The organism is Kitasatospora sp. NPDC058492 (assembly GCF_042720685.1).
In the GTDB taxonomy this organism is placed as follows: Bacteria; Actinomycetota; Actinomycetes; order Streptomycetales; family Streptomycetaceae; genus Kitasatospora.
On sequence record NZ_JBHXMU010000007.1, the window covers coordinates 157369 to 182653 of the forward strand.

Genomic DNA, 25285 nt, shown 5'->3' on the forward strand with positions numbered 1-25285 from the left:
CGCCCCGGGTGCGGCCGGGAGCTGTCCCCGGCACCTGCCAGAATGCAGGGCGTACGGCGAAAGCACTGAAGGAGAAGGTGACCGGCTTCGTGACCACGCCAGTCGAACAGGTGGCCCGGCAGGCCCAGCAGGCGATCGAGCGCAAGATCGCCGAGGAACTGGGCGTTCGCGACGGGCAGGTGAAGTCCGCGGTCGAGCTGCTCGACGGCGGCGCGACCGTGCCCTTCGTGGCCCGCTACCGCAAGGAGGTCACCGGCTCCCTGGACGACGCCCAGCTGCGCACCCTGGAGGAGCGGCTGCGCTACCTGCGGGAGCTGGAGGAGCGCCGGGCGGCCGTCCTGGAGTCGATCGGGGCCCAGGGCAAGCTGGACGACGCGCTGCGCGCGCAGGTGCTGGCCGCCGATTCCAAGGCCCGGCTGGAGGACATCTACCTGCCGTTCAAGCCGAAGCGGCGCACCAAGGCGCAGATCGCCCGTGAGGCGGGCCTGGAGCCGCTGGCCGAGACGCTGCTCGCCGATCCCTCGCAGGATCCGGCGGCGCTGGCCGTCCGGTTCCTGAACGAGTCCGTCGCCGAGCCGGCCGCCGCGCTGGAGGGCGCCCGGGCGATCCTGGTGGAGCGCTTCGGGGAGGACGCCGACCTGGTCGGTTCGCTGCGCGAGCGGATGTGGACCCGGGGCCGGCTGGTGGCCACCGTGCGTGGCGGCAAGGAGCAGGACGGCGCCAAGTTCGCCGACTACTTCGACTTCGCCGAGCCGTACACCAAGCTTCCCTCGCACCGCATCCTGGCGATGCTGCGCGGCGAGAAGGAGGAGGTGCTGGACCTCGACCTCTCGCCGTACGACGGCGAGGAGGGCGATCTGCCCGGCGAGAACGACTACGAGCGGCGGATCGCCGCCCGCTTCGGCATCGCCGACCACGGCCGCCCGGCCGACAAGTGGCTGGGCGACACCGTCCGTTGGGCCTGGCGCACCCGCGTCCTGGTCCGGCTCGGCATCGACCTGCGGTCGCGGCTGCGGGCCGAGGCCGAGGAGGAGGCGGTGCGGGTGTTCGCCGCCAACCTGCGCGATCTGCTGCTGGCCGCGCCGGCCGGCACCCGCGCCACCATGGGCCTGGACCCGGGTTTCCGGACGGGGGTGAAGGTCGCGGTGGTGGACGCCACCGGCAAGGTCGTCGCGTACGACACGATCTACCCGCACCAGCCCGCCAACAAGTGGGACGCCGCGCTCGCGACCCTGGCCGCGCTGGCGAAGAAGCACGACGTCGACCTGGTGGCGATCGGCAACGGCACCGCCTCTCGGGAGACGGACAAGCTCGCCGAGGACCTGCTCAAGCGCCACCCCGAGCTGAACCTCACCAAGGCGATGGTCAGCGAGGCGGGCGCCTCGGTCTACTCGGCCTCCGCCTTCGCCTCGCAGGAGCTGCCGGAGCTGGACGTGTCGATCCGCGGCGCGGTCTCGATCGCCCGCCGCCTCCAGGACCCGCTGGCCGAACTGGTCAAGATCGACCCGAAGTCGATCGGGGTCGGCCAGTACCAGCACGACCTGAGCGAGGTGAAGCTCTCCCGTTCGCTGGACGCGGTGGTCGAGGACTGCGTCAACGCCGTGGGCGTGGACGTCAACACCGCCTCGGCGCCGCTGCTGACCAGGGTCTCCGGCATCACCGGCACGCTGGCCGACAACATCGTGGCCCACCGCGACGCCAACGGCCCGTTCCGCACCCGCCGACAGCTCAAGGACGTCTCCCGGCTGGGCCCGAAGGCCTTCGAGCAGTGCGCGGGCTTCCTGCGCATCCCCGACGGCGACGACCCGCTGGACGCCTCCAGCGTGCACCCCGAGGCGTACCCGGTGGTGCGCCGGATCCTGGCGTCCACCGGCGGGGAGCTGGGCGGGCTGATCGGCAACGGCGAACGGCTGCGGGCCCTGCGCCCGGGCGACTTCGCCGACGAGGTCTTCGGCATCCCGACCGTCACCGACATCCTCGGCGAGCTGGACAAGCCGGGCCGCGACCCGCGCCCGGCGTTCCGCACCGCGACCTTCAAGGAGGGCGTCGACAAGATCGGCGACCTGGAGGTCGGGATGGTGCTGGAGGGTGTGGTCACCAATGTGGCCGCGTTCGGCGCCTTCGTCGACGTGGGCGTCCACCAGGACGGGCTGGTGCACGTCTCGGCGCTGTCGAGGACCTTCGTCAAGGATCCGCGCGAGGTGGTCAAGCCGGGCGACATCGTGAAGGTCCGGGTCGTCTCGGTGGACGTGCCGCGCAAGCGCATCGGGCTGACCCTGCGGCTGGACGACGAGGTCGGTCGCGACCGGGGCGGCGACCGCGGTGACCGGGGCGAGCGCGGTGGTGACCGTGGCCGGGGCGGCGACCGCGGCGAGCGGCAGGCCCGCCCGCCGCGCCAGGAGCGCCGGGGCGGCGGCCAGGACCGGCGCGGCCAGGGCGGCGGCTCCGGCGGTTCGGGCGGTTCGGGTGGCGGCACGTCGCTGGCGAACAGCGCGATGGCGGACGCGCTGCGCCGTGCGGGCCTGACCGGCGGCGACGCCTCGGGTGACCGCCGCTCCGGGCGGCGCTGAGCGGCTGGGGCGCTGGGGCGCTGAGGTGCTGAGCGGCTGACCGCCGCGGCCGGGGCCGGGGCCGGTGGACGTCTGCGCGTCCGCCGGCCCCGGCCGCCGTGCGGGTCGGGCCGGTCAGGTCAGGCCAGGAGCTTGTCCTTGGCCTTCTGGTACTCCTCCTCGGAGATGGCGCCCTTCTCCTTCAGGTCCGCCAGTCTCGCCAGGTCGTCCACGTGGCTGCCGCTGCCCCCGGGTGCGCCGGTTCCGGCCGCGTCCCGGATGTAGGCCTTGACGGCGGCCTCGCTCTGCCGGACCTGGGCGGCGTCCCGCTCGCTCATCGACTTCCCTCGGGCGATCACGTAGGCCAGCACACCGATCAGCGGCAGCACGATCACCAGGAGCAGCCAGCCGGCTTTGGCCCAGCCGCCCAGGTCGTGGCTGCGGAAGATGTCCGTGATGATCTTGAACAGCAGGAAGAACCAGAGGATCCAGAGGAACAGCTCCAGCATCGTCCAGAAGATGTTGAGCACCGGGTAGTCCACGGCCAGCATGTTGGTGTCCATGGCCGAGTCATATCACCGCAAAACGGACAATGCTCTCTGTTGTTCGGCCGTTCCAGTGGTCTTCCGGCCCGGCGGGAATATCTCGGAGAGGGGGCTCGGAGGGGCGGGGGATCAGCCCCGCCCGGCCCGCCGCCGCAGCTCCACGGCCAGCCCGATCAGCTCGCCCCACCAGGCGTCGTGCCCGGCCAGCAGCAGCCGCTGCGCCTCGCCCGCCGGCACCGCCCGTACCTCGACCACCTGCTCGCCGTCCGCCGGGTTGGTCGGCGCCGAGTCCACCGCGACCTCCGCCCAGCCCCACAGCCACGCCTTCTCCGGGTGCGGCTGCCACGGCCGGTACGGCGTCGGGTCCTCGGTGCGGCAGCGGTGCGCGCCGAGCCAGTCCGGCTCGCCGAGCAGCCGGGCGCCGGCCTCCTCGCGCAGCTCGCGCGCCAGGCAGGTGGCGATGCTCTCGTCCTGCTCCCGGGTGCCGCCGGGCAGGAACCAGTGGTCCCGGTCGTCCCGGCAGAGGACCACCTTGTCGTCCGTGAAGCCCACCAGGTGGATGTTGGTCACCAGCTCGTCCGGCGGCAGCACGGTGGAGAACAGCGCGTCGTACCGGCCCCAGGTCCAGTACTGCGGGGCGTGCAACGCGGGGAAGAGGGTGGCGAGTTCGGCGGATCTGTCGTCGGTGTCCGCCTGGTGCGTGGTGTCGGTCATTCGGTGATCGTAGTGCCGGCCGGGAAACGCCGGGGGGCGCTCGGATGGACGAGTGTGATGTCCGAGGTGGAGATGGCTCGCGGCCGTCGGCGGGCGGCCTCGACCGGCTCGCCGACCCAACTCCCCAGCGAGATCTCGGCGGTGATGCCCGGCCCGAAACCGGCGATCAGGCCGGTGGTGCCGTCGGCCACGCCGCCGTCGGCGAACAGCCGGGCGAGCGCGTCGAAGACGACGGCGCTGGCGATGTTGCCGCGCTCGGTCAGCGTCGCGCGGCTGTACCGGAAGGTGGCCGGCTCCAGGTTGAGGAAGTGGCAGAGGTCGTCGAGGATGCGCGGGCCGCCGGCGTGCACGATGTAGAAGCCCAACCCGGAGACGTCCCAACCGTGTTCGACGGCCAGGCCGCGCAGCGCCGGGGCGAGCATCTCCATGGTGCCGGGCACCCGCTTGTCCAACTGGAAGTGGAAGCCGGTGTCCTTGACCCCGTAGGAGATCCAGTTCTCGGTGTCCGGGACGAGGTGCGAGCCGTTGCGCTCGACGTGCACGCCGGTGCCGCCGTGTCCGCGCATCACCACGGCGGCGACGGCGTCCCCGAACAGGCCGTTGGAGAGCAGCGAGCCGACGCCGAGGTCGGTCGGCTGGTAGCAGAGCGAGCAGAACTCGCAGGACACGATCAGCACGTTGGCGCCCGGGTAGGCGCGGCAGAAGTCGTGCGCGCGGTTGACGGCGGCGCCGCCGGCCGCGCAGCCGAGCTGGGCGATCGGCATCTGGCGGGTGTCGGAGCGGAAGCCCAGGGCGTTGATCAGCCAGGCGGTCAGCGACGGCATCATGAAGCCGGTGCAGGACACGTAGATGATCAGGTCGATGTCCCGGGCGCCCAACTCGGCGTGCCCCAGGGCCCGTTCGACCACCTCGGGGACGCGGAGCTTGGCCTCCCGCTCGTAGACCGCGTTGCGGGCGGTGAAGCCCGGGTGGGTGAGGGTCTGCTCGATCGGCTGGACCAGGTGCCTGGTCCGCACCCCGGTGTTCTCGATCAGCCGCAGGGCGAGGGCGAGTTGCGGGTGGCCGGCGTGCAGGCTGCGGGCCAGGTCGAGGGTCTGGTCGAGGGTGATGACGTTCTCGGGTACGGCGATGGCCGGGCGGCAGAGTGTTGCCATGGTGCGGGTCTCCCCTGGGTGGCCTGGCCGGGCGGGCTGGCGAGCGGCCCGGGCAGGCGGCCTACGGATGCGTCGGACGGGCGCCGCGCGGTGCTCCGTGGCGGAGCCGGTGGCGCGGGGAGGAGGTCACCAGGCGAGCGGCAGGGTGCGGGGGTAGCGCCAGATCGACCCGGTGTGCCAGTCGAGTTCGGACGGCGGGACGGCGAGCCGCAGGCCGGGGAAGCGCCGCAGCAGGGTGCCGATGGCGACCTGGAGTTCCATCCGGGCCAGGTGCGCGCCGAGGCAGTGGTGCTGGCCGTGGCCGAAGGCCATGTGGGTGGGGGCGCCGCGGTCGAGGTCGAGTTCGTCGGGGCGCTCGTACATCGCCGGGTCGCGGTTGGCGGTGAGGTAGGAGACGTGGACGGCCTCGCCGGCCCGGATCAGCACGCCGCCCAGCTCGACGTCCTCGGTGGCGACCCGGGCGATGCCGACGCCCTGGCGGAACGGGATGAAGCGCAGCAGCTCCTCCAGCCCGCGCGGCAGCAGGTCGGGCTGGGCGCGCAGCTTGGCGAGCTGTTCGGGGTGGGTGAGCAGGGTGTAGGTGATGTTGCTGAGCTGGTAGGTGCTGGTGTCGTGGCCGGTGACCAGCAGGACCATCGCCATGACGGCCAGCTCCTGGTCGTCCAGCAGTTCGTCGCCGTCGCGGGCGGTGGCGAGGGCGCTGATCAGGTCCTCGCCGGGGTGGGCGCGGCGGGCGGCGGTCAGCTCGGTGAAGTAGCCGCGCAGCGCGGCCTTGGCGGTTTCCTGGCCGGCCCGGCTGCCGGGGCCCATCGTCATCATGGCGACGGCGTGGCCGCGCAGTTCGGCGCGGTCCTGCTCGGGGATGTCCAGCAGTTCGCAGATGGTGGTGAGCGGGAGCCGGCTGGAGAGGAAGTGCACCAGGTCGGCGGGGGAGCCGTGTTCGGCCATCTCGTCGAGGTAGCCGTCGACGATCCGCTGGGTGGCCGGGCGCATCCGCTCGACCTGGCGGTTGGTGAAGCCCTGGGCGACGAGGCGGCGCAGCCGGTTGTGGCCCGGCGGGTCCATCAGGTTGATCGCCTCGGCCTGGGCGATCGGGGCGGGCGTCATCCGGGGCAGGTCGCGCCCGATGCCGGCGGCGCGGCTGAACCGCCGGTCGGTGGTGACGATCCGGACGTCCTCGTAGCGGGTGGCGAGCCAGGCCTCGCCCTCGCCGTGCGGCAGCCGGATCCTGGCGATCGGGGCCTCGGTGAGCAGCCGCTTGAGGAGCGGGTCGAACTCCAGGCCGTCGGTGTGGTTGAAGGGGCAGTCCCACACGGGGGCGGAGGTAGTCACGGGCCTGTCCAAATGTCTTGAAAATGCCGCCCGAACGGTCATTTCTCGTTCGGGCGCGGACAGAGAGATGTTCCCCCATGAAATGGCAAAAATGTGAATCGGACCGGGAGTTACCTCTAACGAGTTAGCTAGATGATTGTCATGCGAATCAAGGGAGTTGACTGAACATCAGTTGACACTGCCCCCTGGTGAGACCAGCCCGGTCTCGTACGCGAGGACGACCGCCTGGGCCCGGTCGCGCAGATCGAGCTTGGCGAAGATCCGGGCGACGTGCGTCTTCACCGTCGACTCGCTGAGCGTCAGTTCCACCGCCAACTCGGCGTTGGACAGCCCGCGTCCGAGCAGCGCCAGCACCTCCGCCTCGCGCGGGGTGAGCGGGGCGAGGTTGCGGTGCAGCGGCGGGCCGTCGGCGCCGGGGGCGGGGCGCGGGGCGCCGGCCGCGAAGCGTTCGACCAGCCGCCGGGTGATCGAGGGGGCGAGCAGGGCGTCCCCGGTGTCCACCAGGCGCACGGCGGCGGCGAGATGGGCGGAGGTGACGTCCTTGAGCAGGAAGCCGCTGGCCCCGGCGGCGAGGGCGGCGTAGACGTAGTGGTCGAGGTCGAAGGTGGTCAGCATGATCACCCGGCAGCCGGGCGCCCGGGCGAGGATCCGGCGGGCGGCCTCCAGGCCGTCCATGCCGGGCATCCGGATGTCCAGCAGCGCCACGTCGGGCCGGTGCGCGACGGCGGCCGCCACCGCCTCGGCGCCGTCGGCGGCCTCGGCGACCACGTCGATGCTGCGCGCGGTGAGGATCATCCGGAAGCCGGTGCGGACGAGCTCCTGGTCGTCGGCGATCACCACCCGGGGGCGGCGCTCCCGCTCCGGCTGCTGCTCCGGCCCCCGCTGCACCTCGGCCCCGGTCACGGCCGGTCCAGCGGGATGCGGGCGCGGACCCGGTAGCCGCCGCCGAGCCGGCGCCGGGCGTCGAGGTCGCCGCCGTACACGGCGACGCGCTCGCGCAGGCCGAGCAGCCCGCGCCCGGCGCCGTCGGCCGGCCGGGCGGGCCGCGCGGGCACGGCGTCGGTGGGCTGCGCGGGCACGGCGTCGGCGGGTTGCGCGGGCGCGGCGTGGGCGCCCGCCAGTACGCTCGGCCCGCTGTTGAGCACTTCCACCCGCAGGTAGTGGTCCGCGTAGCGCACCGTCACCTCGGCCGTCACCCCGTCCCCGTGTTTGAGCGCGTTGGTCAGCGCCTCCTGGATGATCCGGTACGCCGTCACGTCGACGCCGCCGGGCAGCGGTCTCGGCTCGCCCGAGATCCGCACCTCCACCGGCAGCCCGGCGAAGGCGAACCGGTCGATCAGCGGCCCGAGCCGGCTCAGGCTGGGCTGCGGCGCGAAACCGTCCGCCTCCTCCTCCTCGGTGCCGTCGGCGGCGGGGGCGAGCAGCCCGAGCAGGTGCCGCAGCTCGGTCATCGCGTCGCGCCCGGCGGCCTCGACGGCGCCCATCGCCGCCGCCGCCTCCGCGGGCATGGTGGCGATCACCTCGCGCGCGGCCCCGGCCTGGACCACCATCAGACTCACGTTGTGGCTGACGATGTCGTGCAACTCGGCCGCGATGCGCGCCCGTTCGGCGTCCACGGCGGTACGGGCGGCGCTCTCCCGCTCCCGTTCCAGCAGCCAGCCGCGCTCGCCGATGGCCGCCCGGTGCAGCCGCCGCGCCCGGGCGAGCGCGACGCCCAGCCAGCCGGCCCCCGCGACCGTCGTACCCGCCACCGCCGCACTCGCCACCGCTACGGCGGCCCAGTTCGTCCCCGTCCCCCACACACCGCCAGTTTCCCAGCCCAGGCCATGATCGACATCATCCGGGGGTGCCGCCCGCGTACATCCCGGGTACTACGGCCGCCCCGGCTACACCCCGGGTGGGACGCCCGGCCCGGGGGCCCGCGCCTACCGTCGTCCACCATGAGCAACGACCACGACGGGACCACCCCGCCGAACGACCACGACGGGACCACCCCGCCGGACGACGCACAGGCCGTCGTCGAGCTGTCCGGGGTCCACAAGGAGTTCGGCGACGCCAAGGCGCTCGACGGCGTCGACCTGCGGATCCGGGCGGGCGAGGCGGTCGCCGTGATGGGCCCCTCCGGGTGCGGCAAGTCCACCCTGCTGAACATGGTCGCCGGGCTGGACCGGCCGACCTCCGGCACCGTCCGGGTGCACGGCCAGGACCTCGGGCAGCTGAACGAGACCGGGCTGGCCCTGTTCCGCCGCCGCCACATCGGCATGATCTTCCAGTTCTTCAACCTGATCGACGACCTGCCCGCCCTCGACAACGTCGCCCTGGCCGCCCAGCTGACCGGCACCACGGCCCGCCAGGCGCGCCGCCGCGCCCTGGAACTGCTGGACGAACTCGGCGTCGCGCACCGCAAGGACACCTACCCGGCCGCGCTCAGCGGCGGCGAGCGCCAGCGGGTCGCGGTGGCCCGGGCCCTGATGAACCGCCCGGCGCTGCTGCTCGCGGACGAGCCGACCGGCGCACTGGACAGCCGCTCCGGCGAGCAGGTGATGGACCTGCTGATCGACCTCAACCAGATCGGCCAGACCCTGCTGATCGTCACCCACGATCCCAACCTGGCCACCCGCTGCGCCAGCCGCCTGGTCGAGGTCGCGGACGGCAAGGTGGCGCGCGAGCGGGCCCTGGAGGCGTCCGCATGACCGGCGCCGTGTGGCGGGCCTCCCGGGCGGCCGTGAAGCGCCGCCGGGTGCAGACCTTCGTGATCGGCCTGGTCGTCTTCTGCTCCACCACGACCGTGCTGCTCGCCCTCGCCGTGATCAGCGCCGCCCGGGCCCCCTTCGACGACGCCTTCGCCGCCGAGCGCGGCGCCCACGTCGTCACCGCCTTCGACCCGGCCAGGGCCTCGGCGGAGCAGCTGGCCGCCACCGCCCACCGGCCGGGCGTCGAGGCGGCCGCCGGGCCGTTCGACCAGGCCGTGGTGGAGATCCCCACCGACTGGGTCGGCCGCCCGCCGGGCCCGCTGACCCTGGTCGGCCGGGCCGACCCGGCCGGGCCGGTGGACCGGGTGCAGCTGCTGGGCGGCCGCTGGGCCACGGCGCCCGGCGAGGTGGTCATCCAGCAACCGGGCGGCGGCGCCGCGACGAAGCTCCTCGGCACCTCGCTCACCACCGCCACCGGGCTGAAGCTCACCATCGTCGGCTTCGCCGGCAGCATGAGCCAGTCCGCCGGCGGCTGGGTCGTCCCCGAGCAGGCGGCCGCCCTGCACCCCACCGGCCGTCAGATGCTCTACCGCTTCGCCGACGCGGACACCGAACAGCAGCTGACCGCCTCCCTGGGCACGGCCACCGAGGGCCTGCCCGGGGGCGCGCTCGCCAGCGCGCAGTCGTACCTGGTGCTCAAGCAGGCCTTCTCCGCCGGCGCCGACGCCTACCTGCCGCTGATGACGGTCTTCGGCGTGCTCGGTCTGGTCGTCGCCGCGCTGATCGTCGGCAACGTGGTGAGCGGCGCGGTGGTCTCCGGCTACCGGCACATCGGCGTGCTGAAGTCGATCGGCTTCACCCCGAGCCAGGTGGTCACGGTCTACCTGACCATGGTCTCGGTGCCCGCGGTCGTCGGCACGGTCCTCGGGACGGCGGCCGGCTGGACGGGGGCGTACCCGATCCTGGAGACCGCCTTCAGCGGCATCTCGACCGGCACCGCCGTGATCGAGCCGGCCGGCTGGCTGCCCGCCGCCACCCTGGTCGGCGTCCCGCTGCTGGTCGTCGCCGCCGCGTTCGTCCCGGCCTCGCGCGCCCACCGGCTCTCCGCCGCCCAGGCGATCTCGGCCGGCAGCGCGCCGCGCACCGGGCGCGGACTGAAGGTCCAGCGCCGGCTGAGCGGCACCCGGCTGCCGCGCGCCGTCAGCCTCGGCCTCGGCCAGCCCTTCGCCCGCCCGGGCCGGACGGCGCTGACCATGGCGGCGATCGTGCTCGGCGTGGTCACCGTGACGGTCACCACCGGCCTGAGCAGCACCCTGGCCAGGAGCATGGCCCCGGCCGACGACAAGACCCACGTCAACGTGCAGACCGGCCACTTCCAGAGCAACCCGACCGAGCCGCGGCTGACCCCGGCCCAGACCGAGGCGATGCTGCGCGCCACCCCCGGGGCCGCGCAGGTCGTCACCCGGGGGCTGGTCCGGGTGGGCGTGGTCGGTCACACCCAGCCCGTCTTCATGGACTTCTACGGCGGCGACGACATCGCCGCCACCAGGTGGCTGCGGGTGGTCAAGGGCCGCCCGGCGACCGGGCCGGACGAGGTCCAGGCCGGGCCGGCCTTCCTCGACCAGCGCGGGCTCAAGCTCGGCGACCGGATCACCCTGACCCTGGAGGGCCGACAGTTGGCCGTCACCATCGTCGGCGAGGAGATCCAGGGCAACGCGAACGCGATCACCTCCAACGACGCCACCCGGGCCGAGCTCACCCCCGACCCGCACACGGTCGAGTACGACGTGCGGCTCGCCGACGGCGCCGACACCGCCGCGTACCGGAAGGCGGTCACGGACGCCGACCCGAGCCTGACGCCCTCGGTGGTCACCGCGAGTCCGGTGGGGCCCGTCGTCGCGATCCAGACCTTCAGCACGGTCTTCACCGTCCTGCTGTCGGTGGTCGCCTCGCTCGGCGTCTTCAACACCCTGCTGCTCACCATCCGCGAGCGCCGCCGGGACATCGGCATGCTGAAGTCCATCGGCATGACGCCCCGCCAGGTCGTCGCGATGACGGTCACCTCGGTGGCCTGGCAGGGCGCGCTCAGCGGCGTCATCGGCATCCCGCTCGGGATCGTGGTGCACCGGCTGATCGCCGAGAACGTCCGGATCCTGGCCTTCCCGGAGCACATGATCGACGTCTGGGGCGCCCCGCTGCTCGCCGGGCTCGCGCTGGCGGGCGTCGCGATCGCCGTCCTCGGCGCCCTCGTCCCGGCCCGCTCGGCGGCCCGGCTGCCGATCGCCGAGGTGCTGCACAACGAGTGAGCGCGGCCGACACTCGGGCGGCACACGGACGGTCGGACGGTTCGCCGCCCGGCCGTCCGGGTGCCGCCCGACGGGCCTTCGGCCGCATGGCTGACGCCGGGTCAGGGCCCGGCGTTCGAGCGCCTATCATCGCGCCATGGCCACCGCTGAGCTGATCCGCATCGTCTCCCGCTCCTCGCCCATGGCGCTCGCCCAGGTCGAGCGGGTCCGCGCCGAACTCGCCGCCCTGCACCCGGGCCTGCGCACCGAGGTGGTGCCGGTCACCACCTCCGGCGACCGCTGGATGGGCGACCTCGCCCGGCTCGGCGGGAAGGGCGCGTTCACCAAGGAGGTCGACGCCGCGCTGCTCGCCGGGGAGGCCGACGTCGCCGTGCACTGCCTCAAGGACGTGCCCGCCGACCGCCCGCTGCCCGCCGGCACCGTCTTCGCCGCCTACCTGCGCCGCGACGACATCCGCGACGCCCTCGTCCACCCCGGCGGCCTGACCCTCGCCGAACTGCCGCCCGGCACCCGGATCGGCACCTCCTCCGTCCGCCGGGTCGCCCAACTCGCCGCCTCCCAACCGCACCTGGTGTGCGTGCCGATCCGCGGCAACGCCAACAGCCGGCTGGCCAAGCTGGCCGCCGGGGAGGCCGACGCGCTGCTGCTCGCCGCCTCCGGGTTGGAGCGGATCGGCGAGCAGGCGCGGATCACCGAGATCCTGGACCTCGACGCGATGTGCCCGCCGATCGGCGCCGGCATCCTCGTCCTGCAGTGCCGCGAGGACGACGTCGTCACCGTCGACGCGGTCGCCGCGCTCGGCCACCGCGACACCTGGCGCGAGGCGGCGGCCGAGCGGATGTTCCTGCACGTCCTCCAGGGCCACTGCAACAGCCCGATCGCCGGCTACGCCAGGGCCGAACCGGACGGCCGGCTCTCGATGCGCGGCCGGGTCTTCAGCCCGGACGGCAAGCAGGTGCTGGACGCCCACGAGTGGGCCGGCGCGCTCAGCCCCGAGGACCTCGGCACCTCCACGGCGCTGGCGCTCAAGCGGCAGGGCGCACAGGAGCTGATCGCGGGCATCCCGCACTGATCTCCGGCATCCCGCACTGATCCCCGCCTCTGCGACCGACCGCTACCGGAACAGCAGTTCGGCGAAGCGGTCCACCTGGTCCACCTCGGGGGACCAGCAGTACAGCATCACCTCGTCCGCGCCGATGGCCGTGAAGCCGGCCACGGCGGCCCGGATCGCCTCCGGCGTGGTGAGCAGGCCCTCCTCCATCCGGTCGGCGCGGCCGCTGGACTCGTAGTACGCGCGGATGTTGCGCCGGGCCTGCTCGACCGTCCCCGCCGGGCCGAGGACGGCGTTCGCCTGGGCGACCAGCCGGGGCCGGCCGTCCCGGCCGTGCCGCTGCCAGGACTTCTCGACGTCCTGGAACAGCCCGGCCATTACCTCCGGCGGCACTCCCGCGCCGAGGAAGCCGTCCCCGAACCGGCCGACCCGGTCCAGCGCGGCCGGGGCGAAGCCGCCGAACAGCACCTCGGGGCCGCCCGGCGTCGCAGGCGCGGGCCCGACCGGGCCGACCCCCTCGCCGAACGGCTCACCGGCCCAGAGGCGGCGCAGCACCGCCATCCGCTCGTCCAGGAGCCGGCCCCGGCGGCGCGGGTCGATGCCGGCGGCCAGGAAGTCGTCCTCCCGGCCGCCGACGCCGAGGCCGAGCGTGAACCGCCCGCCGGAGAGCAGGTCCAGGGTGGCGGTCTGCTTGGCGAGCAGCGCGGGGACGTGGTGCGGCGCGAGCAGCACCTCGGTCTGCAGGCGGACGCGGGACGTGGCGCCGGCCAGGGCGGCCAGCGTCACCAGCGGTTCGGGGTTGTCGAACACCACCCGGTCCGCCAGGCCGAGCGTGCTGAACGGGCCGGCGTCGGCCCGCCGGGCCCACTCGAACAGCAGGACGGGGTCCTGGAGGGGCAGACCGAGGCCGATCTTGACGGCCTGCGGGGAGGCCTGCGGGGCGGGCTTCGAGGCGGGCTGAGGGTCGGGCTGCATGGGGATCATCCTCCGGAGGGCAGGCCGCATACGGGCGCCGCCCCTCCGTGGGCCCGCGCGCGGCCCTGCTCCCCGTCCTGCGGCTCGTCGTTCCGGGGAGCGTGCTAGTCGGAGTGCGGCGACGGTTGCGCGAGGTGTTTCCCGGGTCCAACGCCGTTCCCCGCGCGTCCGTGCCTGGAATGATGCCCGGGAATCGCCGGGCAACTGGCGATTCGTCAAGATTCCCGGCGGCGTGCCGGAGGCGGACGCGGCGCCGGAGAGCTCCCACCCGACCCGGCCCTGGGGGCGGATCGACCGCTACGCCCGGTGCTCGGGCAGCCAGTGCTGTGCGTAGGCGACGGCGTCGCGGAGGCGGAAGAGGCGGGTGGTGGCGGCGCCGACCGTGGCGTGGCGGACGGCCTTCGGGTGGTCGGCCTCGAAGGCGGTGCCGAGTTCGGCGAAGTCGTCGGCGCAGATGGCCCGGTCGCGGACGGTGAGCCATTGCCGGCCCTCGGGGGTGAGGGTGGCGAAGGAGATGTCCTCGCTCGGGCCCGGGACGCGGTACTCGGCGAGGTGGAAGCAGGTGCAGGAGCCGAAGTCGGCGCCCAGCAGCAGGACCTGGGCGTCGCGGTCCTCCAGCCGGGCGAGCGGGCTGGACTCGCCGAGCAGGCAGTCGAGGGCGTGTCCGTCGGTGGTCTCGGCGGCGCCCGGGCCGAGGGCGGCGAAGGAGGTCTGCGGGTGGGCGCTGCGCCGGGCGCCGGGCCAGGTCCGGACGGTTTCGGGGATGGCGCCCATGCCCAGGGTGGGGCTCACCTGCGGGTCGTACGCGGGCCAGGACGCTCGGATGTCGGGCCACCAGGCCTCCGGGACCGGCGGGTTGGACCAGCCGGCGGGGTCGGAGTTGTCCCCGGTGTGGGTGGGGGCGGCGAGGGTGCCGGTCGGTCCGAGGGCGTCGAGCAGGGCCTGGACGACGGTGACCGGCCCGCCGGAGACCCAGCCGAGGGAGCGCAGCGAGGAGTGCACGAGCAGCGTGCCGCCGGGTTCGACCCCGGCGGCACGCAGGTCGGTGGCGAGGGACTGGCGGGTGCAGAGGGGGCCGTTGACGCGCATCGGGCCAGCTTGCGGGTCGGCGGGCCGGGTGCGCCAGCGGGTTTATTTCCCTCGCCTGGACACCGCCCGCGTGCCGTCTCCGGCGCGTCGCCAAATTGGTCTCGACCATTTGGTCTTGACCATTGCTTTGGGTTCGGGGGCGGAGGAGGATCACCGCGAAGCGCCGGGCGGCGGACTCCGGCGCTCCTCGGTGCCCGTCAGTGCCCGTCAGTGCTCGTCCGGGAGGAGTGGGAAGAGGCGGGCCACGGCGGCGACCGGGCGGGCGCCGGTAGGACGGCCGGCCGGGTCGGCCTCGCGGTCGCGGTAGCGGGCCAGCACCTGGCGGACGGCCTCGCCGACGGCGGCCAGTTCGGCGGGGGTCAGGTAGAGGACGGTGCTGAACGCCTCGTCCTGCCGCCAGTCGGCAGGCGCCGTGTCGCGGCGGGCGAGCCAGCGCTGGTAGCTCTCGTCCTCCAGGCCGCGCGCGAGTTCCCCGAACTCGTCGGCTGTGGCGGGCTGGTGGGGCTGGTGCGGCTGCTGCGGGAGCCGCCAGGGGCGGGCGCGGCCGTCGGTGGCGGGGGCCTCCTCGATGAGGCCGTGGCGGGCCAGCTGCCGTAGGTGGAAGGAGCACAGGCCGGAGCTGTACCCGGTGGCGGCGGCGGCCTCGGTGGAGGTGAGGGCGGCCTTCTCGGCGAGGAGGCCGAGGATCGCGGTGCGTACGGGGTGCTGGGGGAGGGCGCCGGTGGCGGGGGGCGCGGTGAGGTCTTCGGTGTCGTCGGCATCTTTGGCGTCTTTTGCGTCTTCGGTCACTTTGCAAAGTCTGCTACTTTGCAAAGTCGATGACAAGCCGTCATCCTTGCCGTCGTGTCGACGGTGTCGACGAGGGAGCGCCGATGTCCGAACTGCGTGAACGCCCGACCATCCTGCGGATCACCGAGGTGGGGGAGGACATCCTCCGCCGCACCTGCCGCCCGGCGACCGGGGAGGACTACGGCAGCGAGCGGCTGGCCCGCCTCATCGAGGACATGTTCGCCACCATGCAGGTCGCCGACGGCTGCGGGCTCGCGGCCAACCAGGTGGACGTGGACCTGAGCCTCTTCGTCTACGACTGCCGCGACGACCAGGGCGTCCGGCACGTCGGCCACGTGCTCAACCCGGTCGTCGAGCCCCGCGAGCCCGGCCGCCGGCTGATCGAGGACACCGAAGGCTGCCTCTCCGTCCCCGGCGCCGGCACCGAACTCGCCCGCCCGGCCGAGGTGGTGGTGCACGGCTTCGACCAGTACGGCGCCGCAGTCACCATCGAGGGGACCGGCTACTTCGCCCGCTGCCTCCAGCACGAGACCGACCACCTGAACGGGCAGTTGTACATCGACCGGCTGTCCGGCCGGGACCGCAAGCGCGTCCTGCGCCAGACCGCCGACCGCCGGGAGGACGTCTTCGCCCAGCGGGCCCAGCGGGCCGCCCGGGCGGCCCGGTCGTCTTCCCGCTGACCGCGCCCGACCAGAGCCCTGGGTGCGCGCCGGTCCGGGGGTGGCGCACCTGGACAGCCGGGGACTGTCGGCATTCGGCGTAGACGTGTCGGGTGAGATGGCCGCGTTCCTCTGCGGCCCCCATCCCACCCGACCGCAGCCGCCCCCGCGGGGCTGTCGGCGCGAACTGGCGTTCGGTAACATGAGCTCGCCGACGCCCGTGGCTCCGAGGGGACGAGTGACAGTCGAGTGCCTACCGTGACCGCAAGCAGCCTGGCCTTCGACGTCGTCGACATCGACGTGGACGCCGATCTCGCGCTGGGCGCCGACACCGCCGCGGACCGGCCCTTCCGCCAGGTCGGCCGGACGGACTTCGACCTGGCCAGCCCGATCCTGACCGAGCCCGCGCCGCAGATCACCCAGATGGACTTCGAGGTGGAGGCCCCGGGCCTGATGGATCCCCCGCCGCAGGTCGTCCAGCTGGACTTCGCCGTCGATGTCGCCTGACGCCGCCGACACCGACTGACGCCGCCCGATGGACCCGAACCGCCCGTACGGCCGCCCCTTCGACCGCTTCCCGACCCGCCGCGAGCACGAGGACCGCTGGGCGGAGCTGGCCCGGGCCATTGTCGTCGCCCCCGCGCCGCGCCGCCCCGAGCAGGACGGCAAGCCCGCCGAACCGGCCACGACCAAGGGCGAGTTGACCGTGCTCGGCTCCGGCATCGAGGCGGCCGGGTTCACCCGCGCCGACGAGCGGCTGCTCCGCGAGGCGGACCACGTCTTCCACTGCGTCGCCGACCCGGTGACGGTGGTGCGGATCAAGGCCTGGCGGCCCGACTCCTACGACCTCGGCGTCCTCTACGACGACGCCAAGGACCGCTATCTGACGTACGTGCAGATGTCCGAGGCGATCCTGCACTTCGTCCGGGCCGGGCGGCGGGTGGCGGCGGTCTTCTACGGCCACCCGGGCGTGTTCGTCCTCTCCAGCCACCGCGCCGTCCGGATCGCCCGCCGCGAGGGCCACGCGGCCGTGATGCGTCCGGGGATCAGCGCGCTGGACGTCCTGTGCGCCGACCTCGGCGTGGACCCGAGCAGCCCCGGCATGCAGACCTTCGAGGCCTCGGACCTGCTGATCCGCGGTCGGCGGATCGACCCGGGCCTGCACCTGGTGCTCTGGCAGGTCGGGCTGGTCGGCGAACTCGGCTACCAGCGCACCGGGTTCTTCAACCACCGGCTGCCCGTCCTGGTCGACCGGCTGGAGGAGGTCTACGGCCCGGACCACCCCGTGGTCAACTACATCGGCGCCCGCTACCGGGGCACCGCCCCCGTCACCGACCGGCACACCGTCGCCGGGCTCCGGGACCGGGCCGTGCAGCGGACCGTCACCAGCGCCTCCACCTGGTACCTCCCCCCGGCCGTCGCCGCCCCGGCCGATCCTCGGATGCTCGAACGGCTGGGCCTGATCCGACCAGGCCAGACCGTGCGGCCGCCCACCGGCCCGGTCCGGAACATCGACGAGTACGGGCCGCGCGAACTCGCCGCCCTCGACGGCTTCACGGACTTCCACGTCCCCGGCGGCTACCACTGGCAGGAGGACACGCCCGCCGCCCGCTTCGTCCTCGCCCTGGGGGAGGACGGCGCCCTGCGCGAACGCTTCGTCCGGGAGCCCGAGGCGGCGGTGGCGTCCTGGGCGCCGCCGGATCTGGCCGACGCCGAACGCGCCCTGCTGGCCCGCCGCGAGGACGCGGCCATGCAGGCCGCCGCCAAGGGCCGCTACCGGCGGCCGACCCCGGAGGCGGCGCGGCGGCTGCGCACCCTGCTCACCCGCAAGTCCGAGGCGCGCGCGCTGCTCCGATCGGTGCGCGACGGTGGGCCCGGGGGCGGTGGGCTCGGGGGCGGCGGGCTCGCGGGCGGGGGGAGCAGCATCCGGCGCGACCTGGACACCGTCCTCGCCGAGGCCCTGTATCCGTGGACGGGCCTGTACGGCACGCCGGACGGCGACCTCGACGTCTACGTCCTGGGCCGCGCCACCGACCCGCCCCGGCACCGGATCCACGTCAACGGGCGGCGGATCACCGCCCCGCGCCACGACCACGGTGTGCTGCGCTGGCGGGTCGAGGACGGCAACGACTGCGGCGGCGAACTGCGCACCGAGGTCGGCCGGGACGGGCGGCGCCGGCTGGTCGGCGCGGTGTGGCCCGCCGGGCGGGTGGCGGCGGCGGAGTTCTCGGTGCAACTCGCCGAGTACGCCCTGCCGGACGTGCCGCCGCTCGCCGACCTGGTCGGCGACTACCGGGCGGCGGACGAGGCCGGGCGCGAACTGGTCGTCTCCGTCGGGCCGGGCGAGGACGGCCCGGCGCTGCGGGTCCGCGTCACGGTCGACGGCGTGCCCACGGCGGCCGCCGTCGTGGTCGGTCCGGCGGGCTTCGAGGTGGACGGCGTCGCCGTCCCCTACGCCCAGGCCGTGGCGGCATCGACCGTGCCGCCGTATCTGTACGGCTGCTACCGGGTGCAGCTGCCGGGCGGCCGCGGCGCGGAGCTGAGGGTGGCCGAGGACGGCGTCACCCTCGACGAACAGCCTCTCCTCCATGCGGAGTTCACCGGCAAGCGCCTCACCTGGCGCGACGGCCCCGCGCCGCTGCCGTCCGCCGAACTGACCCTGCTGCTGGACCCGATCACCCTGCACCCGATGCTCACCGGCACCGGCACCGGCACCGGCACCATGCCGACCACCGGCACCGGCACCGCACCCGGCCGCGCGCCCGGCGGCCCACGGCTGCCGGTGGTCGGCATGGTGCCGGTCGCCGCCGAACAGGCCGAACGCCTGGCCGCCCGCCCGCAGTTCGGCCTCCCGGCCGGGCCGTGGGCGCACCTGACGGCGCTCGCCGCCGAGGCGAGCCACGGCGGCGGCCTGTTCTGGTGGCACGGCTGGGAGCAGTCCGCCACCGCCCTGCACACGGTGCGGCGCGCGCTCTGGGAGGCGGGCCTCTAGCCCCGCGCCTCCAGTCCCGGGCCGGGTGCTGCCCCGGGGCTCGATCGGGTATCAGCGGCGGGTTTCGACCTTCAGGTCGCCGTGGGTCACCGTGCGCATCCTGTCGCTGGCGAGCATGTCGTGCGGGAAGCCGAGTTCGATCGCGCTGGCCTCGTCGAGGCGGGCCAGTTGGGAGGCCGTGAAGCCGACCTCCAGGGCACCCAGATTGTCCTCCAGCTGCGCGAGAGTGCGGGCGCCGATGAGCGATGCCGTCACATCCGGGTTCTGCAGGGTCCAGGCCAGCCCGACCTGGGCGGTTGTGCGGCCCAGCTCCGCGGCGACCTCCTTCACGACATCAGCGATGTCCAGGTTGTGTTCGGTGAGCCCGCCGTTGGCGATATTGAAATTTTTACGGGTGCCGTCGTCGACCGCGGTGTTCGTCGTGGTCAGGTCGTCGCGGCTGTACTTGCCGGTGAGCACCCCGCCGGCAAGTGGCGAGTACGGCACCACGCCCAACCCCATCTCGCGTGCCATCGGGATCAGGTCACGTTCCCCGGTACGCTCGATCAGGTTGTATTCGATCTGCAGGGCGACCAGCGGCGACCAGCCGCGCAGGTCGGCGATCGCCTGCATGCGCGACACCTGCCAGGCCGGGGCGTTGGAGATCGCCACGTACAAGACCTTGCCCTGCCGGACCAGATCGTCCATGCCACGCAGGATCTCCTCGACCGGTGTCGTGAAATCCCACACGTGCAGGTAGAGCAGATCGATGTAGTCCGTATTCAGCTGTCGCAGACTGGCTTCCACCGACGCGAACAGGCTCTTGCGGTGAGGGCCCCCGGAATTCGGGTCGCCGGGCCGGCGCAGCGTGGTGTATTTCGTTGCCAGCACCAGGCTTTCGCGGTTGTCGCGGGTGAATTCACCCAGCAGGCGCTCGGAGCTGCCATTGGTGTAGGTGTTGGCGGTGTCGACGAAGTTGCCGCCGCGCTCGACGTAGAGGTCGAACAGCTTACGCGCCTCGTCCTGCTCGGCACCCCAGCCCCACTCGGTGCCGAAGGTCGCCGCGCCCAGCGCCAGCGGTGAGACCCGCAGCCCGGAGCGGCCCAGCAACCGGTAGGTGTCGAGGGTGAGCGACATCGTGTCCTCCTGTGCTTGTCATCCGTTGTCGAGAACAAGTCTGTGACCGCCGCGAGCCGGGGATAAGGGAAAGAAGTTCCTGGGAACACCAGTCCTACCCTGGCTGTTGGATCGAACATGATGACCCGCACCGTGGACACGGCAAAGGAGTTGGCCGCGTTCCTGCGGACCCGGCGCGAGCGCCTCGACCCGAAGGACTTCGACCTGCCGTCGCGTCAGCAGGCCCGGCGGACCCCGGGGCTGCGCCGTGAAGAGGTCGCCGAACTGGCCGGGGTCAGCATCGACTACATCGCGCGGCTGGAACAGGCCCGGGGACTGCGGCCCTCAGCGAACGTGGTGGAGGCGTTGGCCCGGGCGCTGCGCCTGGCCCCCGACGAACGCGCCTACCTCTTCAACCTGGCCCAGCAGCGCCCCCGCAACGCCGACAAGCCCGCCACCACCGCAGCACCCCCGCTGGCCCGGCTGGTCGCCGACCTGTCGCCGCTGCCGGCCGTGCTGATGGACCACCGCTACGACATCCTGGCCTGGAACGGCGAAATGGCGAGGCTGCTGCTGGATTTCGACACCCTGCCGCCGTCGCAACGCAATGCCATGTGGCTGTGCCTGGTACACCCGGAAATACGCGAGTTCTATGTCGACCGCGAGCGCGTCGTGCGGGAGGGAATCGCCCACCTGCGCGCAGCGTGGGCCGCGCACCCGGAGGACCAGGCGTTGACCGACCTCATCACCGAATGCACCACCCGTAACGAGGAATTCGCGCGATTGTGGGCCGAGGGAGACGTGAAGGTCAACGGCCGCGGACACAAGGTGATGCGGCATCCGGACGCAGGTGTGATCGCCGTGAACTTCGAAGTACTCATGCCACTCCAAGATCCGGACCAGCGGTTGATGATCTGCCGCGCCGCGGACGATGAGAGCCGGTCGGCATTGAACCGGTTGTGCTCGCGGTGACGTAGAACCCTCATTCCGGCGTGCCTCGGAGTCCATCGGTGAGATCCGGGCCGAAAGCATGCCGGGTGCCCGGACGGCGCGGTGTCCATGACTGCTACACGTTCGCGGCCAGAACTTTCGAAATAGGCCCTAGGGCGTGTCTTCAAACTCCCGCCTGCGCGCCGGCGTTGGGGCACGCACCTCGCCGCGTTGTCGTCAGTCGCCGATGGCCCCCAGCCTTCGGCCGGGAGGTGCCCCCACCGCATGGACTCCCTCCTCCGCCTTGCGATGCACGCACCCCAACGCCGCCACGCCCGCCCTCCGGGCGGACGACGGGGGTTTGAAGACACGCCCTAGCCCCGCGCCTCCGGCCCCGGGCCGGGATCCAGTCGTCGGACGCGCAGCACGGCGGTCAGCATCGGGAGCGTGAACTCGCCGCGGGCGGTCTCCGGCCTGTCCGCGAGGAACGCGCGGATCCGGCCGAGTCTGGCCTCCCGCTCCTGCTCCGGCATGATGAGCATGCCCGCGCGGGTCGCGAGGGTCGCGACGAGGGAGTCGGCGGTGCGCAGCTGCCCGTGCGGGAACTGCTCCTGCTCCGGCGAGCCGAAGCGGGTGGCCGCGCCGGTCTTCGGAAGGTGCATGCCGGTCGTCTCGGCGCGCCAGCCGGCGGGCGTGTCACGCGGGCCGATGGCCTCGCCCCCGCTGACCTGTGCGAGCCCGTCGACCCAGGCGACCTGGTCGTCCATCACGTTCCACAGGCCGGCCAGGACGCCGCCGGGGGCGAGGACCCGGGCGATCTCGGGCCCCGCGACGGCCATGTCGAACCAGTGCATGGCGTTGCCGGCGACCACGGCGTCGACGGAGGCGTCCGGCAGCGGAATCGTCTCCGCGCTCCCCACCAGGGCACGGACCTCCGGCAGCGAACGGCGCAGCTCGGCCAGCATCGCCGGGTCGGGTTCGACCGCGATGACCTCGGCACCCAGCGCGGCCAGCACGCCGGTCAGCTTGCCGGTTCCGGCGCCGAGGTCGAGCACGCGCGGGCCGGGAGCGGGTTCGAGTGCCCAACGCACCGCGTCCTGCGCGTAGTCCGGGCGGTGCTCGGCGTACGCGACCGCCGCCGCGCCGAACGACGAGGCGTGGAGTAGGTGTTGATCTCGATCCATGCGGTCACGCTAGCCGCGCCGCGCCGTCCGGCCACCCCCTTCGCCGTCGAAATCAGGGACTTGTCGGGGGTCCACCCGGATGCCGCGCCCCCGTGCCGGTGGAAAGAATCGCCGCCATGAAGACAATCCGGTGGGCAACCAGATACGCGGTGAGCTGCGCCACCGCCATGGTGCTCATCCCCCTGAGCGTGTCCGCCCCAGCTGTCGCGGCACCCGCCGCGGCACCGTTGACGGCGTCCAGTGCGCCGAAGGCCCAGACGGCGAGTGCGTTGTCGTTGCCGAGGCCGACCGGGCCGTACGCGGTCGGTCGTGACACCCTGCACCTCGTCGACGACCGGCGCGCCGATCCGTGGGCACCGCAGTCGGGACCGCGACAGTTGATGGTCGACCTCTACTACCCTGCCCGCACCAACAGCGGCACGCCTGCCGCGTACATGAGCACCGCCGAGGCGTCGGCGTTGATCACCTATGCGGGTCTGTCGGGGGCCCTCGAACCGGCCCGCCTCGCCGACACCCGTACGTGGGCCCGGGCCGGCGCGGCGCCGGCGCGGGGCCGTTACCCGCTCGTCGTGCTGTCGCCCGGTTTCACGGTGCCCCGCTACACCCTCACCGCGCTGGCCGAGGAACTGAGCAGTCGGGGCTTCGTGGTGGCGGCCGTCGACCACGCCCACGAATCGGCGGCCACCCGGTTCCCGGACGGCATCCTGCCCTGTACGGCGTGCGACGCGTACAACTCCGGCGCGGCCACCCAGGAACAGATCGCCGCGGGCCGCGCCCGGGACGTGTCCTTCCTGCTCACCGAGCTCACCGGTCCGCGCTCGGTGTGGCGGTACTCCACGCTCATCGATCCGGCGAGGATCGGCATGGCCGGGCACTCCGCCGGCGGCGATGCGACCCTGGCCGCCATGGGCGCGGACCGACGCGTGCTGGCCGGTGTCGACCTCGACGGCGCCATCACGCCACCGGTTCCCGCGACCGGCATCGGCGGCCGCCCGGTCCTGCTGATCGCGGCCGCGGACCCGAGCGGCCCGGACATCGTGCCGTCCTGGACCAGCAGTTGGCCGAACCTGGACGGATGGAAGCGGTGGCTCACCGTCGCCGGCGCCGACCACTACACCTTCACCGACCTGGACTACCTGGTCGACGAGAGCGGCGTGCTGCCCATCCCGAACGCTCCCCGGTCGATCGCGATCACCACCAGCTATGTCGGCGCCTTCTTCGAGCGCCAACTCAAGGGCATCTGCGAGCCGTTGCTCAACGGCCCCAGCCGGGACTTCCCCGAGGTGGCCTTCACCCGCCCCTGACCGGCACGGACGGCAGAAGGGGCCCCGGCGCCACGGAGGCGGCCCGCCCGCATCGAGGCGCGAGGAACGCCGACTCCCTGCGGAGCTTCGCCCAGCAGTTGAGCGCGCGGACGCAGCAGGCCCGGGGCCGTCATCTCGAAGGACGGCGCTGCCGGTTAGAGCTCGTCTTCAGAGGTCGGGTCCCGCCCCCTGCCCCGCCCCCAGAGATCAGTGGCGACGGGCAGAATGTTCGTCATGTTCGACGGACTCCACGACATCGACTGGTCGCAGATGCATCACGCCTACGGCACCGCGGAGGAGGTGCCCGGGCTGCTGCACGCGCTCGCCTCCTCCGACGAGGAGGAGCGCGGGGACGCGCTCGGCAGGTTCTACAGCGCCGTCCACCATCAGGGCGACGTCTACCAGTGCACGGCCGTAAGCGTGCCGTTCCTCTTCGAGCTGGCCGGCGACGCCGCTGCGCCCCTACGGGCGGCGGTGGTCGAACTGCTGGTCGGCATCGGCAGCGCGGCGCTCGCGTACGGCGCGACCGAGGAGAACAGCTGGGACTTCTCCGGCCACTACAAGGCCGCGGCGCTGATGCGGGAGCAGGCCGAGGCGTTCATCGGGTTCGCCACGGATTCCGACCGGCTGGTGCGGCAGGCGGCGATACCCGCGCTCGGGCTGTTGGTCGACGATGCGGAACGCGCTGCCGCGGTGCTGCGGGAACGGCTTCCCGCAGCACCGGGGGTGGTCGAACGGCTGCTGCTGGTCGAGGCGATGGCCGAGCTGGCTCTGCCCCGGCCGGACATGCTGGCGTCCGCATCGGCCTGGTTCACCTCCCTCGCCGACGACACCGCGCTCGATCCGACCACCCGGCTGGCGGCCCTGATCCAGCACGCCCGGTGCACACCGGACTTCCACGCCCAGGAGGCGACCCGCACCGCGATCGCCCTGCTGCGTGAACAGAAGGCCCCGACCGGCGACTGGTGGCTCACCCCCACCCCGGCGACACCGGCACCCACGATCGAGCCGGGCAGCGCACCGGTCGAGGTCATCGCCGCGTTCGAGGACCTCGACCGGCACGCAACGGTCCACTCACCGGTCACCGGGCTGCTGCGCACCTTCCACGAGGTTCTGGGCGCGCGGGTGTCCGAGCGCACGATGCTGCTGGCGGAACAGCTGCGCAGCGCCGATCCCGGTACCCGGCTGGACGCCCTGCGGATGGGCTCGGAGATCATCAGGTCCCGGAGCGCTGGCCACGGCCCGCTCGTCGCGCTGATCGGCGCCCAACTCGCGGACCCGTACCTTGAGGTCGTCGCCGAGGCCGCCTCCGCCCTCGGCACCTGCCATCCGGTCCCCGAGCCGGCCCGCCCGGTGCTGGCCGCCTTCGTCGCCGCCCAGCACGCGCAGTACGGACCACAGGCGTGGGCCTCCCCGCAGCGCCATCTGCGCCGGGCCCATCAGGAGGCCGTCCTCGCGTTGGCACGTCTTGGTGACGAGCGGGCGCTGCCGAGTCTGCTGGTGGCGCTGGACGGCGGGGTCGACGCCTGGCGGGCGGTCCAGGCTGCGAAGTGGCTTCCGGGTGCGGCAGGCCAGTTGGTGCCCGGGCTGGTCGAGCGGCTGCTCGGCTTCGACCTGGACCAGCAGTGGATCGAAACGGAGGTGAACTCGACGCTGCAGGCGCTGGGGCACCTCGGGGGCACGGCGGCGCTCGGGGCGGTCGAGGAGGTACTCGATCGGGCAGTGCGGGCGGAGAAGTGGGGGATCGTCTGCTCGGCACTGGCGGCGTTGCGGCAGTTCGGCCCGGCGGCGGCACCCGCACTGCCGGTGATCCGTGAGCTGGCCGCACTCGGCGCGGCCGTGAACTCCAATGTGGCGCCCGCTGCGGTCGCCGCGCTCCGGGCGATCGAGGGCGACGCACAGGAGGGTACTGTCACACCCTAGG

At 73.3% G+C, this 25285-nt stretch carries 21 protein-coding genes; 10 read left to right on the forward strand and 11 right to left on the reverse strand.

Annotated features, from left to right (window positions below):
• Nucleotides 1–89: 89 nt before the first annotated feature.
• The gene (locus tag ACFWPI_RS07440) at nucleotides 90–2570 is read left to right on the forward strand and encodes a Tex family protein (protein ID WP_380375719.1); all 2481 of its coding nucleotides are present in this window, start codon (nucleotides 90–92) and stop codon (nucleotides 2568–2570) included.
• A gap of 119 nt (nucleotides 2571–2689) precedes the next feature.
• Here ACFWPI_RS07440 and ACFWPI_RS07445 read toward each other — a convergent pair whose 3' ends face one another.
• From ACFWPI_RS07445 to ACFWPI_RS07470, 6 genes are all read right to left on the reverse strand, one after another.
• Nucleotides 2690–3112, reverse strand: a complete 423-nt coding sequence (locus tag ACFWPI_RS07445; protein ID WP_380375718.1) for an SHOCT domain-containing protein — start codon at nucleotides 3110–3112, stop codon at nucleotides 2690–2692.
• A 111-nt stretch (nucleotides 3113–3223) separates the two neighbouring features.
• Nucleotides 3224–3808: an NUDIX hydrolase gene (locus ACFWPI_RS07450; RefSeq protein WP_380375717.1), complete on the reverse strand. Its 585-nt coding sequence runs from the start codon at nucleotides 3806–3808 to the stop codon at nucleotides 3224–3226.
• Nucleotides 3805–4962 (reverse strand): type III polyketide synthase, encoded by a 1158-nt coding sequence (locus ACFWPI_RS07455; RefSeq protein ID WP_380375715.1) that lies wholly within the window; start codon nucleotides 4960–4962, stop codon nucleotides 3805–3807. Before ACFWPI_RS07455 ends, ACFWPI_RS07450 begins: the two co-directional genes overlap by 4 nt.
• 126 nt (nucleotides 4963–5088) lie before the next feature.
• Nucleotides 5089–6294: a cytochrome P450 gene (locus tag ACFWPI_RS07460; RefSeq protein ID WP_380424650.1), complete on the reverse strand. Its 1206-nt coding sequence runs from the start codon at nucleotides 6292–6294 to the stop codon at nucleotides 5089–5091.
• Between the two features lie 168 nt (nucleotides 6295–6462).
• Nucleotides 6463–7197, reverse strand: a complete 735-nt coding sequence (locus ACFWPI_RS07465) for a response regulator (RefSeq protein WP_380375713.1) — start codon at nucleotides 7195–7197, stop codon at nucleotides 6463–6465.
• Nucleotides 7194–8045: a sensor histidine kinase gene (locus ACFWPI_RS07470; RefSeq protein ID WP_380375711.1), complete on the reverse strand. Its 852-nt coding sequence runs from the start codon at nucleotides 8043–8045 to the stop codon at nucleotides 7194–7196. Before ACFWPI_RS07470 ends, ACFWPI_RS07465 begins: the two co-directional genes overlap by 4 nt.
• 189 nt (nucleotides 8046–8234) lie before the next feature.
• Between ACFWPI_RS07470 and ACFWPI_RS07475 the strand changes: the two genes are divergently transcribed.
• The 3 genes from ACFWPI_RS07475 to hemC all read left to right on the forward strand — a co-directional run bounded on the left by ACFWPI_RS07475 (nucleotide 8235) and on the right by hemC (nucleotide 12365).
• Nucleotides 8235–8987, forward strand: a complete 753-nt coding sequence (locus tag ACFWPI_RS07475; RefSeq protein ID WP_380375709.1) for an ABC transporter ATP-binding protein — start codon at nucleotides 8235–8237, stop codon at nucleotides 8985–8987.
• Nucleotides 8984–11293, forward strand: coding sequence for an ABC transporter permease (locus tag ACFWPI_RS07480; RefSeq protein WP_380375708.1), 2310 nt, complete (start codon nucleotides 8984–8986; stop codon nucleotides 11291–11293). Before ACFWPI_RS07475 ends, ACFWPI_RS07480 begins: the two co-directional genes overlap by 4 nt.
• A gap of 136 nt (nucleotides 11294–11429) precedes the next feature.
• On the forward strand, nucleotides 11430–12365 hold the full coding sequence (hemC, locus tag ACFWPI_RS07485; RefSeq protein WP_380375706.1) for a hydroxymethylbilane synthase: 936 nt from the start codon (nucleotides 11430–11432) through the stop codon (nucleotides 12363–12365).
• Between the two features lie 42 nt (nucleotides 12366–12407).
• Here hemC and ACFWPI_RS07490 read toward each other — a convergent pair whose 3' ends face one another.
• The 3 genes from ACFWPI_RS07490 to ACFWPI_RS07500 form a co-directional block, all read right to left on the reverse strand.
• Entirely contained in the window at nucleotides 12408–13319 is a 912-nt protein-coding gene (locus tag ACFWPI_RS07490; protein ID WP_380375704.1) for an LLM class flavin-dependent oxidoreductase, read from the reverse strand.
• Nucleotides 13320–13616: 297 nt separating this feature from the next.
• Nucleotides 13617–14408, reverse strand: coding sequence for an aminoglycoside N(3)-acetyltransferase (locus ACFWPI_RS07495; protein ID WP_380375702.1), 792 nt, complete (start codon nucleotides 14406–14408; stop codon nucleotides 13617–13619).
• A 207-nt stretch (nucleotides 14409–14615) separates the two neighbouring features.
• Nucleotides 14616–15197, reverse strand: coding sequence for a helix-turn-helix domain-containing protein (locus tag ACFWPI_RS07500; protein ID WP_380375701.1), 582 nt, complete (start codon nucleotides 15195–15197; stop codon nucleotides 14616–14618).
• 83 nt (nucleotides 15198–15280) lie between these two features.
• Between ACFWPI_RS07500 and def the strand changes: the two genes are divergently transcribed.
• The 3 genes from def to ACFWPI_RS07515 all read left to right on the forward strand — a co-directional run bounded on the left by def (nucleotide 15281) and on the right by ACFWPI_RS07515 (nucleotide 18848).
• On the forward strand, nucleotides 15281–15877 hold the full coding sequence (def, locus tag ACFWPI_RS07505) for a peptide deformylase (RefSeq protein WP_380375700.1): 597 nt from the start codon (nucleotides 15281–15283) through the stop codon (nucleotides 15875–15877).
• A 237-nt stretch (nucleotides 15878–16114) separates the two neighbouring features.
• Nucleotides 16115–16363 carry a hypothetical protein gene (locus tag ACFWPI_RS07510; protein ID WP_380375699.1) on the forward strand — a complete coding sequence of 83 codons (249 nt, stop codon included), beginning with the start codon at nucleotides 16115–16117 and terminating at the stop codon, nucleotides 16361–16363.
• A 28-nt stretch (nucleotides 16364–16391) separates the two neighbouring features.
• Nucleotides 16392–18848 carry an SAM-dependent methyltransferase gene (locus ACFWPI_RS07515; protein ID WP_380375697.1) on the forward strand — a complete coding sequence of 819 codons (2457 nt, stop codon included), beginning with the start codon at nucleotides 16392–16394 and terminating at the stop codon, nucleotides 18846–18848.
• A gap of 51 nt (nucleotides 18849–18899) precedes the next feature.
• On the opposite strand, the gene ACFWPI_RS07520 is transcribed toward ACFWPI_RS07515, so the two are convergent.
• The gene (locus ACFWPI_RS07520; RefSeq protein ID WP_380375696.1) at nucleotides 18900–19964 is read right to left on the reverse strand and encodes an aldo/keto reductase; all 1065 of its coding nucleotides are present in this window, start codon (nucleotides 19962–19964) and stop codon (nucleotides 18900–18902) included.
• Between the two features lie 117 nt (nucleotides 19965–20081).
• On the opposite strand from ACFWPI_RS07520, the gene ACFWPI_RS07525 reads away from it, so the two are divergent.
• Complete coding sequence (locus ACFWPI_RS07525; RefSeq protein ID WP_380375694.1) at nucleotides 20082–20915, forward strand: helix-turn-helix transcriptional regulator; 834 nt, start codon at nucleotides 20082–20084, stop codon at nucleotides 20913–20915.
• A 332-nt stretch (nucleotides 20916–21247) separates the two neighbouring features.
• Here ACFWPI_RS07525 and ACFWPI_RS07530 read toward each other — a convergent pair whose 3' ends face one another.
• Nucleotides 21248–22057 carry a class I SAM-dependent methyltransferase gene (locus tag ACFWPI_RS07530; protein ID WP_380375692.1) on the reverse strand — a complete coding sequence of 270 codons (810 nt, stop codon included), beginning with the start codon at nucleotides 22055–22057 and terminating at the stop codon, nucleotides 21248–21250.
• A 167-nt stretch (nucleotides 22058–22224) separates the two neighbouring features.
• Between ACFWPI_RS07530 and ACFWPI_RS07535 the strand changes: the two genes are divergently transcribed.
• Together ACFWPI_RS07535 and ACFWPI_RS07540 are read left to right on the forward strand one after the other, a co-directional pair.
• Entirely contained in the window at nucleotides 22225–23361 is a 1137-nt protein-coding gene (locus ACFWPI_RS07535) for an alpha/beta hydrolase family protein (RefSeq protein WP_380424656.1), read from the forward strand.
• A gap of 234 nt (nucleotides 23362–23595) precedes the next feature.
• Nucleotides 23596–25284 carry a HEAT repeat domain-containing protein gene (locus ACFWPI_RS07540; RefSeq protein ID WP_380375688.1) on the forward strand — a complete coding sequence of 563 codons (1689 nt, stop codon included), beginning with the start codon at nucleotides 23596–23598 and terminating at the stop codon, nucleotides 25282–25284.
• Nucleotide 25285 lies beyond the last annotated feature (1 nt).

Bases quoted from the DNA above. Each gene is read 5' to 3' on its own strand.
- ACFWPI_RS07445 (WP_380375718.1), bottom strand. From the start codon at position 3,112: ATGGACACCAACATGCTGGCCGTGGACTACCCGGTGCTCAACATCTTC.
- ACFWPI_RS07450 (WP_380375717.1), bottom strand. From the start codon at position 3,808: ATGACCGACACCACGCACCAGGCGGACACCGACGACAGATCCGCCGAA.
- ACFWPI_RS07455 (WP_380375715.1), bottom strand. From the start codon at position 4,962: ATGGCAACACTCTGCCGCCCGGCCATCGCCGTACCCGAGAACGTCATC.
- ACFWPI_RS07475 (WP_380375709.1), top strand. From the start codon at position 8,235: ATGAGCAACGACCACGACGGGACCACCCCGCCGAACGACCACGACGGG.
- ACFWPI_RS07480 (WP_380375708.1), top strand. From the start codon at position 8,984: ATGACCGGCGCCGTGTGGCGGGCCTCCCGGGCGGCCGTGAAGCGCCGC.
- hemC (WP_380375706.1), top strand. From the start codon at position 11,430: ATGGCCACCGCTGAGCTGATCCGCATCGTCTCCCGCTCCTCGCCCATG.
- ACFWPI_RS07490 (WP_380375704.1), bottom strand. From the start codon at position 13,319: ATGCAGCCCGACCCTCAGCCCGCCTCGAAGCCCGCCCCGCAGGCCTCC.
- ACFWPI_RS07495 (WP_380375702.1), bottom strand. From the start codon at position 14,408: ATGCGCGTCAACGGCCCCCTCTGCACCCGCCAGTCCCTCGCCACCGAC.
- def (WP_380375700.1), top strand. From the start codon at position 15,281: ATGTCCGAACTGCGTGAACGCCCGACCATCCTGCGGATCACCGAGGTG.
- ACFWPI_RS07515 (WP_380375697.1), top strand. From the start codon at position 16,392: ATGGACCCGAACCGCCCGTACGGCCGCCCCTTCGACCGCTTCCCGACC.
- ACFWPI_RS07520 (WP_380375696.1), bottom strand. From the start codon at position 19,964: ATGTCGCTCACCCTCGACACCTACCGGTTGCTGGGCCGCTCCGGGCTG.
- ACFWPI_RS07525 (WP_380375694.1), top strand. From the start codon at position 20,082: ATGATGACCCGCACCGTGGACACGGCAAAGGAGTTGGCCGCGTTCCTG.
- ACFWPI_RS07530 (WP_380375692.1), bottom strand. From the start codon at position 22,057: ATGGATCGAGATCAACACCTACTCCACGCCTCGTCGTTCGGCGCGGCG.
- ACFWPI_RS07535 (WP_380424656.1), top strand. From the start codon at position 22,225: ATGGTGCTCATCCCCCTGAGCGTGTCCGCCCCAGCTGTCGCGGCACCC.
- ACFWPI_RS07540 (WP_380375688.1), top strand. From the start codon at position 23,596: ATGTTCGACGGACTCCACGACATCGACTGGTCGCAGATGCATCACGCC.